Origin of the sequence: uncultured Aquimarina sp. (genome assembly GCF_947496855.1) — a bacterium.
GTDB lineage: Bacteria > Bacteroidota > Bacteroidia > Flavobacteriales > Flavobacteriaceae > Aquimarina.
In genome coordinates, this window is record NZ_CANMED010000005.1 from 297,677 (window position 1) to 313,194 (window position 15,518).

Here is a 15,518-nt window from a genome sequence, read left to right on the forward strand (position 1 = left end):
TATTTACGTTTTTATAGTAGAAATCACTCTCTTTTCCGTAATTTCTAATAACTCTTCTATCGTTTTATTGGCAGTCTCGACAGGTTCTTGTACCTCTAAAGTAAGGTGTATTCCTACTCCCATTGGGAAATTACCAAATCGAACCAACTTCCAACTATTATTAATGGTAACTGGAACCACTAAAGCTTCTGGAGCATTCTTAAGCAATATTTTTAGTCCTGTGTGAGCAAATTCCTTTGGTTCACCATTTCTGCTTCGTGTCCCTTCGGGATAAATTACTGCTGCAAACTTATTTTCAGCAATAGACTTTCCGAATTTAGAAATTTCAGGTATCGATTGTTTTGCATTCTTTCGATCAATTAAAGCATGTCCACCATTTCTTAAATTAAAAGAAATACTTGGAATTCCTTTACCCAACTCAATTTTTGAAATAAATTTTGGTTTATGGCTATGCAAATACCAAGATATTAAAGGTACATCAAACATACTTTGATGATTCGAAACAATAATCAATGAACGATCTTTGGGTAACTTATATTGGTTTTTAAAACTTATCCTTACTCCCAAAACATGCAGGCAGCGCAATAAACAAAGATTCATCAAGTTTATTACACCTCTATGGGTTTTTGCCCCGCCTAGTTTGACTCCAAGCCACTGCAATGGTTGAAAAACACACAGTGTTAATCCAAAAAACAAATAGAAAACTATCGAAAGCGGATATGAAATTATCCTTTTTAAAGCCCCCATATCTTCTCTTAGCAATTAATAATTTTTGACTTATGTTACTATAGCGCAAGGTCTGATATTATTTTTAGTTAGCCAATTGTTTAGTCCATAAAATTAAAGAAGCATATCACTTAAAAGTTGATTAAATAATATTACAATAACAACTCACTACTTAATATTAACAAATAATTGAGGCCTCAAGCAAACAAAAATCATAATTTTAGAATCATTAATATTTATTAACTTAATTATCAAAAAATGTTAAAAGAAATTTTAAATTTAAAAGGTGTTGAAGTATTAGACAAAAAAATCATGAAAAAAATTAAAGGTAATGGAGGTTGTGGTTGTGGTCCAAATGGCGGTGGAACAAATCCTTATTATGGAGGACCACCTTGCCATATGTGCTAAGTTTAACATTAAAAAAAAACAGCTGCATAAAACAGCTGTTTTTTTTAATGTTAAACTCAGACTAAAAAGCCTCTATTAGCAATGCTCATTATAAGCATCCTTTAAGTTTTCTGCAATCATGTCTGCTGGTCTTCCTTCGATATGATGACGCTCTAGCATATGCACTAGTTCTCCATTCTTAAACAAAGCCATTGATGGTGATGAAGGTGGAAATGGCACCATATACCCACGTGCTTTATCTGTTGCCTCACGATCAACTCCTGCAAAAACAGTTACTAAATTATCTGGTTTTTTATTATTCGCCAAAGATGCTTTTGCTCCTGGTCTTGCATTAGCTGCTGCACAACCACATACCGAATTCACAACCACTAGCGTAGTCCCTTCTTTTGTAATTGCAGCTTCTACATCTGCTGCTGTTTGTAATTCATTAAAACCTATATTAGTTAGGTCCTCACGCATTGGTTTTACTAAATCTGCTGGATACATATTTCTTAACTATTTTTTATTTAAAACTTTGATGTAAAGATACAAATAATGTACCACATCCATATGACTGCCAAGTAGTCGGAAAAGACTTCTAATACTATCTTATTATTATTTTTAGTAACAAAACTCAATAGTATCTTACTAATAGTATATAAATGAAATTGTGTAAATAATTGAATTATCTTTACACCTTCAAAATTAAACATGAATGATTAAATGGATTGCTGCTCTAGTAGGAGGTATATTTTTCAGATTTCCTGGAGCGATACTAGGTTTTATTTTAGGCAGCTTATTAGATGCTACAAGAACTAAAGGAAGTAAAGGTTTTACAAAAGTATTTACTCAAGAAAAACAAGTAAGTCCGGGTGATTTCGAACTTAATTTACTTTCTCTTTCATCTATTGTAATAAAAGCAGATGGTCACATTAATCAAACAGAACTAGATTATGTCCGACAGTACTTTGTAAGCGCTTACGGTAAAGAACGTGCTAATGCTACCTTTAGAACATTTAACGAAATCATAAAAAACAGAGAGATCTCTGCGCAGCGAATTTGTATGTTTCTTACGCAACGCACACGATATGCTGCTAGACTCCAGATTCTTCATTTTCTATTTGGAATTGCCAATGCAGATGGAAGTGTAAGCGAAGCAGAAGCCATAGAAATTCAAAAGATGGCCGGTTTTATGCGCGTGAATTTTAGCGATTTTGAAAGTATCAAGGCAATGTTCTTTAAAACCGGTGATCACGCCTATAAAATTCTAGAGATTGAAAAAAATGCTTCAGATACCGAAGTGAAAAAGGCGTATCGAACGATGGTAAAAAAATACCACCCTGACAAAGTACAGCATATGGATCCCGTTCATATTAAAGGTGCTGAAGAGAAATTTAAAGAAGTACAAAAAGCTTACGAACAGATTCAAAAAGAACGTGGCCTGATATAACTACTAGTTCTTTTTCAGAATTAAACTATTAATTGTAACTTATTTGGTTTAATAAATGATGCTAAAATAATATATGCATAAGCTGATATTTCTTATTTTATTTGGTTTACTATCTTTTTACCAATCCAATGGTCAAGACTTTGACAGGATTGATTCTATTGTGAATCTATATCCTAAAAAATTTAAGACTTCAAAAAAGCTTGCAGATCAAATTTCAAAAGACTTTGATTCTGAATTAGATAAAGCGAAAGCGATATTTTCTTGGATAACAAAAAATATATCGTATGATTATAAAGAATCTGGAAAATATTATACCGATTATGCTAATTCGTACAAATCAGTTCGACATAATCCTTTTCCTAGTTTTCGCTCCACTAACTATATGGATTATGACAAAACAAAATCAGGATCTAAAAAGCATTTAAAAACTGAAAAAAAGTACAGAGAAAAAATTTCTAAAAGAGTTATATCAAACGGAACTGCTGTTTGCGAAGGTTATACTCAACTGTATAAGGATCTTTGTGACCATCTTGAAATCACTTGTTTTTATGTTTTAGGAAAAGCTAAAAATCAAATAAATCATATAGGAAAAGAATATCGGATCGATCACGCATGGAATATCATAGAAATTAATTTCAAAAAGTATTTAATTGATGTTACATGGGGAAGTACTGGTTATTATGACATTGACGATAAAAAATTTGTAGAAAAACCTAATTATTTTTACTTCGGAACAGCTCCCGAAATGTTTATAAAAGAACACTATCCAGATTTTTATGAAAATAGTTTGTTAACAGAAAATATTAACAAAGAAACATTTTCTGAAGTCCCATTATTCTATAACCACAAAAAAACGCAAGATTTTAATCTAATTACTCCTTCTACAGGAATTCTTAACAAAGAAGACAACACCATTCAAGAGTTTGTTATTGAGTATAAACAACCCGTATACTCAATTGTATACCTCATAAACAACACACAGTTCAATTACACAGGAAAAATAGCATACAATGAAGGACAAATTGAATTTAACATTGATCTAACTGTGATTCCTAATGCTAAAGAACTTATCATAGTTATAAATGAAATCCCAGTGGTTGGTTTTAAAATAGAATAATATCCACTAAACCTAATGAATAAACAATTATTTCTTCTATTCACATTACTTATATTGTCATTTACTTTATATTCTCAGAACTTTGGTAAAATCGACTCTATTGTTTATTCCTATCCTATACGATATAAACATCCAAAAAAACTTGCTGATCAAATCGCTAAAGATTTTAATACAGACATAGAAAAAGCAATGGCTGTATATTCCTGGATTACCAAAAATATCTCTTACAGCTATAAAGAGTTATGGAAAAACAATTCTGATTATAATAAAGCTTATTATGCCACACAAGATAATTACTACCCTTCTTATTATTCATCTAATTATGTATCATATAGCAAATCATCCAAATCTGGATTCAAAAAGCATTTAAAAACCGAAAAGAAATATAGAGAGAAAATTTCAAAAAAAGTTATCTCTAAGGGTTATGCAGTGTGTGAAGGATATTCTCAGCTTTTTAAAAACACTTGTGATTACTTAAATATATCTTGTTTTTATGTGGTTGGAAAATCGAAAACTAAAATTAACAATATAGGAAACGTAAAATCTTCCAATCACGCATGGAATATAGTAGAGATAAATTTCAAAAAATATTTAATAGATGCCACCTGGGGCGCTGGTTCTTATGATCAAACTACTCATAAGTTCACGAGCAAACCAGATACGTTCTATTTTGGCACTGATCCTAAAATTTTTATAAAGAAACATTATCCAGATTTTTACGGAAATAGCTTGTTAAAAGAACAAATTAGTCCAGAGGAATTTTCTAACTCACCTCTATACTATAGTAATAAGAAATCTTCAATTTTTAATATTATAAAACCTGCTAACGGAGTTTTCTATAGAGAAAGCCAACAGGTTCTTTTTACATATGAACAAACAATTCATTCTATAACTTATAAACTTGATGATAAGGAGTTTATTTATAATAAAGAAATTGAATATAATGAAGGCGAAATTGGACTAAAATTCGATTTATCAAACACCAAAGCTAAAGAACTAGTCATATTTTTTGATCACACTATGGTTATTGGTTTTAAAATAGAATAAATCAATTTTATTTAAGTAACCTATTCCATATTATTTTTAAGAACTTTACGATTGGCATAGTCGACATAATTTTTATGTCTTCTAAAAAAGATGTTTCCTCATCCAAAAACTTAAGAATCTTACTTGTCTTATTTCTTCTAAATAATCTCGAAAATAGAGCAGCTCCATTTTGATTTTCTTTTGACAAAAAATCCAGTAATAAAAGATCATAGTACCAAAATTTGGTTCGTTTTTCAAATCGAGATAGATCATTATTCTTCTTAAGAAACGCAACAAGTTTTCTTACTCTTTTCTCTGAATTATGGAATGTAAAACCGGTACTGGGTTTTGTCCATCCACCTGCTGTTCCTATATGAATTATATTTGTAGAATTTTGTTTCCTAAATTCATAACACGTCATTGGAATACAACCTTTCTCTTTTTCCGTAATTTGATATTCTTTGATTCCTTTGGACTCTAAATATGCTTTGATTTCTGTTTCGTATGCCGATTTAGAAAGAAGGTTCTTAGAGAATAACGTATACTCAAACAAGGCCTCAGTTTCAGAAATTGGCAAAAAGTACATAAACCGTGTATTATCGTTCTGATCTACCGTGAAATCCATAAAAGTAGCGGTTTCCCTATCAAAAACCGGAGTTTCAGTCTTTATAAACCATCCTATAAAATGCTGATTTAATAGTGGGTATTTTTGTTGTGTTTCATACGATGAAGATAGCAGAACACTATTAAAAACTTTATCACCTAAGTATTTTTTTTGATCCGTTTCTACCTCTACAATGCCACCTTCGTCAACAAGACCAATTACCTTTTCTTGTACCAAAGTAACATTAGATTTTTCCTGTAAAAAAACAAAAATAAAATCGTAAAAATCCTTACTTCGAATAAGTTTGTATCGATAAGGAGAAATATCTATAGTATCAGAAAAATCCTGGCTACCAAAGAAAATACGATTCCAATTTTTACTAACTATGTGATCCCAGATTCCTTTTTCTTCTTCCCAAAAACACCAAGTGCGATCATTTTGATTCTTTATGTCTTTATCAATTAAGAGTATCTGTTTTTGATCAAAAAAACTATCCGTCAACATCTGATATATCAGCATCAAACCTGATGCTCCTGTACCTGTGATGATGTAATCATATTTTTGCATCTAATAGAATAAAAATGTGGTGAAAAAGATAAATATAGCTATGAAAATATGAATCGATACACCATACTGAAAGATTTTATAAACTTTTTGAAATAAAAGATGTGCGATAAATGCAGTGACTAACCATCCAATATAGTTTTGTAAAGGAACTACTCCATCCTTAAACTCCCAAAAATCAAATCTTGGTGCGGAAACTTCAATAATAATATCCAAAGCTACCATTAATATTGCCCCGATAAATGACGAAATTACTAAACTACAATGTATTTTTTTTGAAATAGCCGCAGTACAATAAACTAATAAAGCCCAATTTATCCCTATAATCCAAGGTACTCCTAAAACTTTAATTCCTAAGTTTTCACCATATTGATAATCACCAAAAATCAATCCATAATTCACTCCTAAATATTCTGTAATCATTCCAATACTAAAGGGAATCAACAGCCCTAAGATCAAAATTTTGTTGATTTTAGAATTCCAAATAATCAGCCCTAAATAAAGCAATAGATTAAGAGGTGTCAATGGCAAAAACCAATCTTCATATCCAATAAGAATCCCAATAATTCCTGAAATATTGAATAACCAAATTAGTATAATAGAAATAAGTAGCTTTCTTTCTGAGCGCATGTTTTTAGGATTTAAAATCTTTCTGTATTAACTCAGAAACTATTTTCCCAGACAGTAAGCATAACGGAATCCCACCACCTGGATGGACGCTGCCTCCGCAGAAATAAAGATTCTTGATATTTTTTGAAAAATTAGGATGTCGTAAAAAAGCAGCATATTTATTATTGCTACTTGAGCCATACAAAGACCCTTGATATGATTGAGTGTTATGCTCTATACTTCTTGGATCCAAAATTTGTTCTGTTTGGATTAATCCCTCAATATTACTGTGTAAAATTTCTGAAAGTTTGTCCAAAATATTTTTTCTAGATTGCTTAATGATCTTATCCCAATCTTGCCCCTCATTACCGGGAACATTTATCATTACGAACCAGTTCTCACATCCTTTTGGAGCATCATTTGATTCATTTTTAGACGTAATATTGATGTAAACAGTAGGATCATTAGACACTTGTTTCTTTTTGAAAATATCCTGAAACTCTTCTTTGTAGTTTTTTGAGAAAAAGATATTATGTAGATCCAGTTCAGGAAACTCTTTTTTTATCCCCCAATAAAAAATCAACGCAGAACTTGATCTAGGTTGTTTTAGTGTTTTCTCTGGAGGTTTCTGATCAGGCAGCAGTTTCCGGTAGGTTGGAACCACATCCATATTTGATATTACAATATCAGCTTCTAGATACTTATTATCTACTATAATTCCTGTTGCACTTTTCTTTTTTACAACGATCTGATCTACTTTGGACTCAAAATGAAAGACAACACCAAGATCAAGTGCTAATTGATACAGACTTTTGGTAATACTATGCATCCCTCCTTTTGGAAAAAAAGTTCCATAGTGTTGTTCTAAATGAGGAATCATTGACATAATTCCTGGAGTGAGATAAGGTGACGATCCATTATATGTTGCAAATCGATCAAAAAACTGAACCAGCTTTGGATCCTTAAAACTGCTACTATTAAGATTATGTAGACTAGTATTTATTCCCAAACTATTTATTCTTACAATAGCCTTTATAGTATCAAAAGATAGATATGTAGTTAATTTGTGCAGTGATTTTTCAAGAAATAGAGATGAAGTTAAATCATATTTCAGCTTACTATTATTAAAATATCCAAGTATTTCAGTTTCCTCTACATCAAATACCTTTTCTGCTTCATTTGCAAATTTTTTGGTATCTGCAAAAGCTGAAAATCTGGTCCCATCTTCATAAAAGTAATTACAAACCAATTCTTTCTTTGCATACTCAAAATAATCCGTGGCTTTTTTCTTAGCATTAGTAAACAACTCAGTTACGAATTGAGGCATTGTAAATAATGAAGGGCCACAGTCGAAACGATAGCCATCTGTATGGACTTCGGTTAATTTACCGCCAGGATACGTATTGGTTTCATAAACCTCTACATCAAAACTTTGGTTGCGTAAACGAATTGCTGCAGCAAGTCCCGCAATACCAGATCCTATAATTATTACTTTCTTATTTGACATATTCTGTGCATAAAGATATTAGTAAAAAACAGAAAGTGATTATATTTTGAATAATTTGGTATGGTTTTTTATCTATCTTTAATTTTAAATATAGATCTATACGCAAATTATCAATAGTTTTACTAATTTGGAAGATCAAAAAATTAAAATAAGAGAATTAGAATTATCGGATAAATCACAGCTAGCAAGACTTGCTAACAATGAGAATATCTGGAATAATTTAAGAGACTATATTCCTCTTCCTTATCATGAAAAGGATGCAGAATTCTTTATTAACCTAACAAAAGCGCAAAACCCAAAACAAAGTTTTGGTGTTGAATTTAAAAATGAACTTTGTGGTGTAATAAGTTTGATAATACAAGAAGATATTTACAGAAAATCCGCCGAAATTGGATATTGGATTGGCGAACCATATTGGGGAAATGGAATTGCTACAGAAGCTGTAGGCCTAATAACTAAATATGGGTTTGAAAAATTAGATTTAATAAGAATCTATTCTGGAGTATTTCAGCATAACACGGCGTCCATGAAAATATTAGAGAAAAACGGATATAGTAAAGAAGGAATATTTAGAAAAGCTGTTTTTAAAAAAGGTAGCCTTCTAGACGAACACAGATATTTTATATTAAATAATAACCAAAAATAAAAAAATTACTTAATCATAATGAAAAGACTCATCTATTTACTTTTAGTTTTTAGTCCTATTTTTATACAAGCTCAAAACACTACTAAAAAGGCAACCCCTCCTAAAATAATTACTAAACTAAAAATAGGTAAGAAAGCTAATTTTGAAACCAAAAGCATACAGTTCATAAAAGTAACTGAAGATTCACGTTGTCCAACCTATGTTACCTGCGTTTGGGAAGGGCAAGCAAAAGTTCTAATTGGAATATATGAGAACGATACTCTTTTAGAACAAAAACAAATAATTATTGGAGCTAAAGGAATTACTCCTGACAATAATAAAGAAATTTTAAAATCTGGAAACCAAACTATATACGGATACAACCTAAGTCCACATCCGTCTGGTGATCAAAAAACAGATCCTTCTGATTATTATCTTGAGATGGTTGTTAAATAAATGTTACAACCACTATCAATCTTTCTTTATTTAGTTCATTTGCTAAATGATTTCCAATAAAGCAAAAGCTCATATTACATTATTATGTGTTAATATGATCTATGGAGCCAATTATCTTATTGCAAAAGGATTAATGCCGGATAAAATTGGTGCTTCTGCTCTTGTTTTTCTTAGAATTAGCGGAGCCGGACTCTTGTTCTTTATTCTAAAGCTTTTTATAAAAGAGCAAGTGCAAAAAAGAGATATCCCTAGATTACTGCTTTGTGGGTTATTGGGTGTTGCTACCAACCAATTCTTCTCTATGAATGGGTTGAGTCTGACTTCTCCTGTAGATGCCGCCATTATTGTTACAGCAATGCCAATATTCACAGTCATTATTAGTTACTTTCTATTAAAAGAACCGTTAACACTGCCACGGATTATTGGCATATGTATTGGTGGAGGTGGCGCAGTTCTACTCATTTATTTAGGCAACTCCGGCTTAGGAACAGGATCCTTAAAAGGAAACATATTTATTGGAATGAATGCATTGTCATTTGCTTTCTACCTGGTTCTTGTAAAACCACTAATGTCTAAATACAAACCTATCACTGTTATTGTTTGGACTTTTTTCTTTGGTTTTATCTTTATGTTCCCTTTTTGTGTTGGTCAATTGCTAGATACAGATTTTGGATCTTACGAAACTTCTAATTGGATATCCTTATTCTATGTGATAATTGGACCCACATTTTTAGCATATTTATTGAATATGTTTGCCTTACAATTTGTAAAACCTACTGTTTCTAGTAGCTATATTTATGTACAACCAGCTGTGGCAATGTTATTAGTCGCTGGTATAGCCTATTTTGTAGTTAATAGTCAGTATAAAGGTGACATTACCATTGCAAAACTGTTATGTTGTGTTTTAATTTTTGCTGGTGTATATCTGATTAGTAGTAACGGCTCCTTAAAATGGTTGCGAAGGAAATAGATTATTTTTTAGCCAAATGCCTTACTAATAAACTTACTGGAATCACAATTCCAATTGCTAAAACAGCATATAGAATTGCTAGATTTAGGACAAAGTATAACAAAGAAAACGTAAGAAGTAAAAATAGCAGAAATAATGATCCTCCTCTTAGATCTGAAATAAACTGCTTTTTATTTGACTTATAATCAAACCAGTACGCTATCAAAATAATTACAATTGTCATCATTTAATTAGTGACAACCACAACCACCTTTACCACAAGAACCTGGTATTTTTTTATTTACAGAAGAAACCTGAGGCTTCCAAAAGAATTTTTTGATCAAAAATCCTATTGCTATTGTAAATACAATAAGTACTAATATGTTTTGGATAATAATATTCATATTAAATCAGTCGAATAAAGATACAAAAACTAATATTTTTTATTTTAAAACTTGATACGCTACTAATGCCACGCCATATGCTAAGATACTCATAAATATAAGTTGTGCCATTGGCCATTTCCAACTATTGGTTTCTCGTTTCACTATAGCTAGGGTACTCATACACTGCATAGCAAAAGCATAAAACAATAATAGAGAGATTCCACTAGCCAGATTAAACAATGGACCACCAGTTACTGGACTTACCTCAGCAGCCATTCTGTTTTTTATGGTTTCCTCTTCATCACTACCAACACTATAAATTGTAGCCAGTGTTCCCACAAAAACCTCTCTAGCAGCAAAAGAGCTAATAATTCCAATACCGATTTTCCAATCATACCCCAAAGGCGCCACTACAGGCTCTATAGCCTTACCTGCATAGCCAATAAATGAATATTCCAACTTATAAGAAGCTGTTTTTTGATCCAATTCTTCTTGTGAAAGATCTGTATATTTAGAGGCTATTATTTCTTCAGCATTATTAAAGTTTTCGTTAGGCCCAAAACTCGCAAGAACCCATAAAACTATAGAAATTGCTAAAATTATTTTTCCGGCTCCAAAAACAAATGCTTTCGTTTTTTCGACCACATTAATAACTACATTTTTAAATAAAGGTATTTTATAACCCGGCATCTCAATAACAAAATAGTTTTTGCTTTTAATCTTAAGCATCTTATTCAGTAACCAAGCGGATCCGACGGCTGCTCCAAAACCAATAAAATACAATAGCATTAGAGTTAGACTTTGATAACTAAATATCCAGCCTACTTTTTTATCAGGAATAACTAAAGCAATAATGATTAAATATACGGGTAGTCTAGCAGAACAAGTAGTAAACGGAACCACCAAAATTGTAATAAGGCGCTCTTTCCAGTTCTCAATATTTCGGGTGGCCATTACTGCTGGAATTGCGCAAGCTGTTCCCGAAACTAAAGGAACTATACTTTTTCCGCTTAATCCAAAACGACGCATCACTCTATCCATAAGAAACACGACACGACTCATATATCCACTTTCTTCTAGAATGGAAATAAAAAGAAATAAAAACGCTATTTGTGGTATAAAAATTACGATTCCTCCTAATCCTGGTATAATACCTTCTGTGATTAAATCTACAAACGGTCCTGATGGTAATGCTGATTTAGTCGCTTCACTTAGCCAAGCAAACCCTTCATCAATTAAATCCATTGGATATGATGACCAGTCGTAAATTGCCTGAAATATTAATAATAAGATAGCAAAGAAAATAAAGTATCCCCAAAACTTATGTGTCAATACTCTATCCAATTTAGCACGCATCCCAGTTGCTGCTTTTTCATCAACAACCAACCCTTTTTTGAGCACTTCATTTATAAACTGATATCTTTTTATAGTCTCTTTTTGTTGAAATCGCTTCAGTTCACTCTCGGATTTAATCTCAAAATCTGGCGTTACTGAAGGTTTCTGCTTATCAACCTTTCTGAAGTTTACATCTTGTGTAATTACCAACCAAAGTTTATAAAGTGACTGTTTAGGAAATGCTTTCTTGAGCCTCTCAAAATATTCTGGAGCAAAAGTTAATGCATTAACACACGGTTTAGTTGGTAGAGAATTATAAGTAAGAATTAGTTTTTTTAGCTCATCAATACCCTCATTTTTTCTAGCACTTACCAAAGCTATTTTGGTATTTAATTCTTTTTCGAGTAGAGGAATATCTAATGAAATTCCTTTTCTCTTCATACGATCAGCCATATTAATGACTAGAATGGTTGGAATCTCTAAATCCTTTATTTGAGTAAAAAGCAGTAAATTCCTTTTCAAATTTTCTACATCACTCACTACAATAGCGACATCCGGAAAATCTTTATCTTTTTTGTTCAGAAGAATTTCTATGACTACATTCTCATCTAATGAGGATGCATTAAGACTATATGTTCCTGGTAAATCGAGTATATGAGCTTTTACTCCACGAGGTAATTTACAAACTCCTTCTTTCTTTTCTACTGTAATACCAGGATAGTTACCGACTTGCTGATTTAATCCTGTTAGCAAATTAAAAACAGATGTTTTACCTGTATTTGGGTTTCCGATAAGTGAAACTTTAATCTGCTTGGCCATAAAAAGTAATCCTGTTAAATAATTTCAATCTCAATCTGTGAAGCAATTTCTTTACGAATGGCAAGATGACTGCCATTAATAATAAGGTACATAGGACATTGAAAAGGTGCTGTCTGCAACAACTGCACTTCATTACCTGGTAGACACCCCATTTCTAATAACTTGAGAGGGATAATATCCGAGGTTATTTCCTTAATCAATGCACGCTGACCCTGTTTGAGATTTGCAATAGTTATTTTCAAATGTTTATTTAGATTAATTTTAAACAAGGCAAAAGTAGTGGAAAAATATGTATTGAAAAAGCTATCTAATGGAAAAACCGATAACGAATAGTTAAAAAATAACCTTTATGCTCTCCTTTCTATATTGGGGCTTTCAAAATCACAGTTTTTACACCTATCCAAATAGGGTAAACAACCCAAAATCAGTCCGGAATCTTTGAATTTCAAAATTCTCGGACGTTCATCAATACTTCTACTTCTAATTTCGTCTTATCTAAATTTAGAAAAGGCGGAAACTGAAAAGCCTTACAAAAGAGTAAGTAAATAACAACTCATAAAACCTTACAATAATGAGAAATTTAAAATATAGCATTTGGTTGTATTCATTTATCTTACTTCTGGTTTCTTGCGAGAAAACTGATATTAATGAATCCAAAACCACCAATTTAGAACAGCTTTCAAAAATTTCAGATTCTAAAGCTAGGATCACCTTATCGAATGGAAATACAGTTCGCTTTCAAAAAATTGATGATGGAGAACTTAAGGGAACTTTCATATTAGAAGAAAGTGATTGTGATGAATGTTCCGTATTAGAAAATATTACTAAACTCACAGGAAAAGAATTATCAGAGGAAGAAGCATTTTGGGCTCTTTCTGAACCAGGAACTCTGATTCCTTCTTTTCTAAAAATAGAAAATAGAGAAATCTCCGCTAAAAACGGTGAATTGCAGCAACAAGGATGGGCAAGAGGAGTTACTGCAGACTTTCCTATAGGAAATGAGGGCAATCCTAGTCGAATAATTGCTTGTAAGAATAGTAATTTTACTAGTTCAATTGCTTATGGTTTTTTAGGAATCCCAGAATTTATAGCACTGGATAAGACTCCTAATAATTACTTCGGTTTTATAAATGATTGCGCTAGTATCCCGGCATCATACTGCAATAAAGGACCAAGATATAAGCTGCAGGCTGTGATGAATGGAATCAAAAAATGGAAAGGTAAGATCTGTAGTAAAGCAGTTCAAAACAGGGACAATGATCATATTACTTCAAATATATCTGGTGGTTTTTGTGAAAGCCCTCCTTGTGATGGATATGTGGGACCTGAATTATATTTTGAATACTATTCTGGTGGAAAATGGAAATCAATGAAAAATCCAAATGGATTATATCCAGAAGGTTTTGAAGTTCCTGCAAACACTACCAAAGTATATACATATTCCTGGAAAACAACAAAAAACACCTCATTTCGCCTTCGTGTAAAAAATGCAATGGGTAAAGATCAATTCGATTTTATGATGGATAAACCAGATCCAGTGATTGATCCTCCAGGAGGAGGTGGAAATGGTGACGGAAACGGAGATGACGGTTCAGTTATACCTGATTACATAGATCTTAGTAATGATTCTTACATGATTATTGACTTTACTTCTATAGCTGATGATCAACCGAATCCTCAAATTACAATCCCAACTTCGGCATTAGAGGAATATTTTAATAATGAAGGTGGAATTGTTATACCAGATACATTTTGTGGAATCAAAATCGTAGAAGCAGATAATTTTCAATGGATGAATAGTAATAATGAAGTTGTAGAAAATGCTATGTTTAATCAAGCTCTTGATTTATATAATTTTGGGGACTATAATGAGTTTTATTATCTTAATGGAATTCAATTTACTGGACCTCTCGATAATTGTGATGATAATCTAGTCAATTGGGATTTTCAATTTCCGTTAACTAATAATAGTCCAACAATATTTACGGAATCTCTTAAACTAGTGATTCAATTACTAGATATAGATTCGGAAGTAATCTTTTTAGAGTAAAATGATATAATAATGACTCGTCCTAATTAACCTGTATCGATTATTTAGGACGAGTCAAAACTTTAAAAACTCTTGTTTTCGGGATTAGTCTTTTGGAGATTCTAGCTTCAATACTTCTATATCTTCAAGCAAACGCTCTATTTCTTCTTCTTTAGTACCGTCATAAAAACCACGGATACGTTTCTTTTTATCTACTAAAACAAAATTTTCTGTATGGATCATATCATACGGTCCACCATCTCCATTTGTTTTGGCAACCAGGTACGACTTTCTTGCTAAATCATAAATATGCTTTTTATCACCAGTAACCAAATTCCATTTCTTATCATCAACTCCTTTCTCCAGAGCGTACTTTTTTAATTGAGGTACATCATCAGTCTCAGGAATAACAGTATGTGATAATAATAATACTTCTGAATCACTTTCTAGTTCCTCTTGAATTGTTTTCATATTTCCTGTCATAATCGGGCAAATTGTTTGACAAGTGGTAAAGAAAAAATCCGTTATGTAGATTTTATTTTTATAATCTTCTTGAGTTACTTTCTCACCGTTCTGATTTAATAAGCTAAAATCCGCTATTTTATGATATTTTCGAACGTGTTGTACGGTACTATCAACCAATTCTATACTAACCATATCTGGTTCATACACTCTAAGGACGCGCTTTGGTTTTAGAATAGAATATATAATAGAAATAATAATCGCAGATAGAATAAATAAAACTACAGCAAAGAATTTGTACTTAGCAAAGAATCGAAGCATACCAATATTTTAGAGTTACAAAATTACAAGGATTATCTTTTACAGAATTACAGTTTTCCCTAAAAAAATATTAAAACCTCAATCTGTAGACTAGATTTCTTTCATAAGCTACTCTAAAAGGTTACTTTTGCGTGATTTAATTTTGA

Annotated in this window: 16 protein-coding genes; 7 read left to right on the forward strand and 9 right to left on the reverse strand. The window is 31.7% G+C overall.

From position 1 onward, the window contains the following. Positions 1-3: 3 nt before the first annotated feature. Positions 4-747, reverse strand: coding sequence for a 1-acyl-sn-glycerol-3-phosphate acyltransferase (locus tag Q0921_RS16190; protein WP_299259133.1), 744 nt, complete (start codon positions 745-747; stop codon positions 4-6). Positions 748-1,209: 462 nt separating this feature from the next. Continuing rightward, a complete protein-coding gene (locus tag Q0921_RS16195) occupies positions 1,210-1,620 on the reverse strand; it encodes a BrxA/BrxB family bacilliredoxin (protein ID WP_299258681.1) in 411 nt (136 codons plus the stop codon). A gap of 208 nt (positions 1,621-1,828) precedes the next feature. Here Q0921_RS16195 and Q0921_RS16200 point away from each other — a divergent pair, with 208 nt between their 5' ends. The 3 genes from Q0921_RS16200 to Q0921_RS16210 all read left to right on the forward strand — a co-directional run bounded on the left by Q0921_RS16200 (position 1,829) and on the right by Q0921_RS16210 (position 4,727). Then, positions 1,829-2,563 (forward strand): TerB family tellurite resistance protein, encoded by a 735-nt coding sequence (locus Q0921_RS16200; protein WP_299258683.1) that lies wholly within the window; start codon positions 1,829-1,831, stop codon positions 2,561-2,563. 73 nt (positions 2,564-2,636) lie between these two features. Continuing rightward, positions 2,637-3,680: a transglutaminase-like domain-containing protein gene (locus Q0921_RS16205; protein WP_299258685.1), complete on the forward strand. Its 1,044-nt coding sequence runs from the start codon at positions 2,637-2,639 to the stop codon at positions 3,678-3,680. Positions 3,681-3,695: 15 nt separating this feature from the next. Further along, the gene (locus tag Q0921_RS16210; protein ID WP_299258687.1) at positions 3,696-4,727 is read left to right on the forward strand and encodes a transglutaminase-like domain-containing protein; all 1,032 of its coding nucleotides are present in this window, start codon (positions 3,696-3,698) and stop codon (positions 4,725-4,727) included. A gap of 7 nt (positions 4,728-4,734) precedes the next feature. Here the strand turns inward: Q0921_RS16210 and Q0921_RS16215 are convergent, their stop codons facing one another. The 3 genes from Q0921_RS16215 to crtD are packed head-to-tail and all read right to left on the reverse strand — an operon-like array spanning position 4,735 to position 7,990. After that, the gene (locus Q0921_RS16215; RefSeq protein ID WP_299258689.1) at positions 4,735-5,877 is read right to left on the reverse strand and encodes a lycopene cyclase family protein; all 1,143 of its coding nucleotides are present in this window, start codon (positions 5,875-5,877) and stop codon (positions 4,735-4,737) included. Continuing rightward, the gene (locus tag Q0921_RS16220) at positions 5,878-6,504 is read right to left on the reverse strand and encodes a carotenoid biosynthesis protein (RefSeq protein ID WP_299258691.1); all 627 of its coding nucleotides are present in this window, start codon (positions 6,502-6,504) and stop codon (positions 5,878-5,880) included. Positions 6,505-6,508: 4 nt separating this feature from the next. Next, on the reverse strand, positions 6,509-7,990 hold the full coding sequence (gene crtD / locus Q0921_RS16225) for a 1-hydroxycarotenoid 3,4-desaturase CrtD (RefSeq protein ID WP_299258693.1): 1,482 nt from the start codon (positions 7,988-7,990) through the stop codon (positions 6,509-6,511). A 127-nt stretch (positions 7,991-8,117) separates the two neighbouring features. Between crtD and Q0921_RS16230 the strand changes: the two genes are divergently transcribed. Genes Q0921_RS16230 through Q0921_RS16240 form a run of 3 tightly spaced genes read left to right on the forward strand, consistent with a single transcriptional unit; the run spans position 8,118 to position 10,041 of the window. Continuing rightward, a complete protein-coding gene (locus Q0921_RS16230) occupies positions 8,118-8,636 on the forward strand; it encodes a GNAT family protein (RefSeq protein ID WP_299258695.1) in 519 nt (172 codons plus the stop codon). An 18-nt stretch (positions 8,637-8,654) separates the two neighbouring features. Next, positions 8,655-9,071, forward strand: coding sequence for a hypothetical protein (locus Q0921_RS16235; RefSeq protein ID WP_299258697.1), 417 nt, complete (start codon positions 8,655-8,657; stop codon positions 9,069-9,071). A 46-nt stretch (positions 9,072-9,117) separates the two neighbouring features. Next, entirely contained in the window at positions 9,118-10,041 is a 924-nt protein-coding gene (locus Q0921_RS16240; protein ID WP_299258699.1) for a DMT family transporter, read from the forward strand. A gap of 230 nt (positions 10,042-10,271) precedes the next feature. Here Q0921_RS16240 and Q0921_RS16245 read toward each other — a convergent pair whose 3' ends face one another. The 3 genes from Q0921_RS16245 to Q0921_RS16255 are packed head-to-tail and all read right to left on the reverse strand — an operon-like array spanning position 10,272 to position 12,802. Beyond that, positions 10,272-10,424 (reverse strand): hypothetical protein, encoded by a 153-nt coding sequence (locus Q0921_RS16245; RefSeq protein WP_299258701.1) that lies wholly within the window; start codon positions 10,422-10,424, stop codon positions 10,272-10,274. A 39-nt stretch (positions 10,425-10,463) separates the two neighbouring features. Further along, entirely contained in the window at positions 10,464-12,560 is a 2,097-nt protein-coding gene (feoB, locus tag Q0921_RS16250) for a ferrous iron transport protein B (RefSeq protein WP_299258703.1), read from the reverse strand. A gap of 14 nt (positions 12,561-12,574) precedes the next feature. Further along, a complete protein-coding gene (locus tag Q0921_RS16255; protein WP_299258705.1) occupies positions 12,575-12,802 on the reverse strand; it encodes a FeoA family protein in 228 nt (75 codons plus the stop codon). Between the two features lie 329 nt (positions 12,803-13,131). On the opposite strand from Q0921_RS16255, the gene Q0921_RS16260 reads away from it, so the two are divergent. Continuing rightward, entirely contained in the window at positions 13,132-14,610 is a 1,479-nt protein-coding gene (locus Q0921_RS16260) for a hypothetical protein (protein WP_299258707.1), read from the forward strand. Between the two features lie 84 nt (positions 14,611-14,694). Here Q0921_RS16260 and Q0921_RS16265 read toward each other — a convergent pair whose 3' ends face one another. Further along, a complete protein-coding gene (locus Q0921_RS16265) occupies positions 14,695-15,372 on the reverse strand; it encodes an SCO family protein (protein WP_299258709.1) in 678 nt (225 codons plus the stop codon). Positions 15,373-15,518 lie beyond the last annotated feature (146 nt).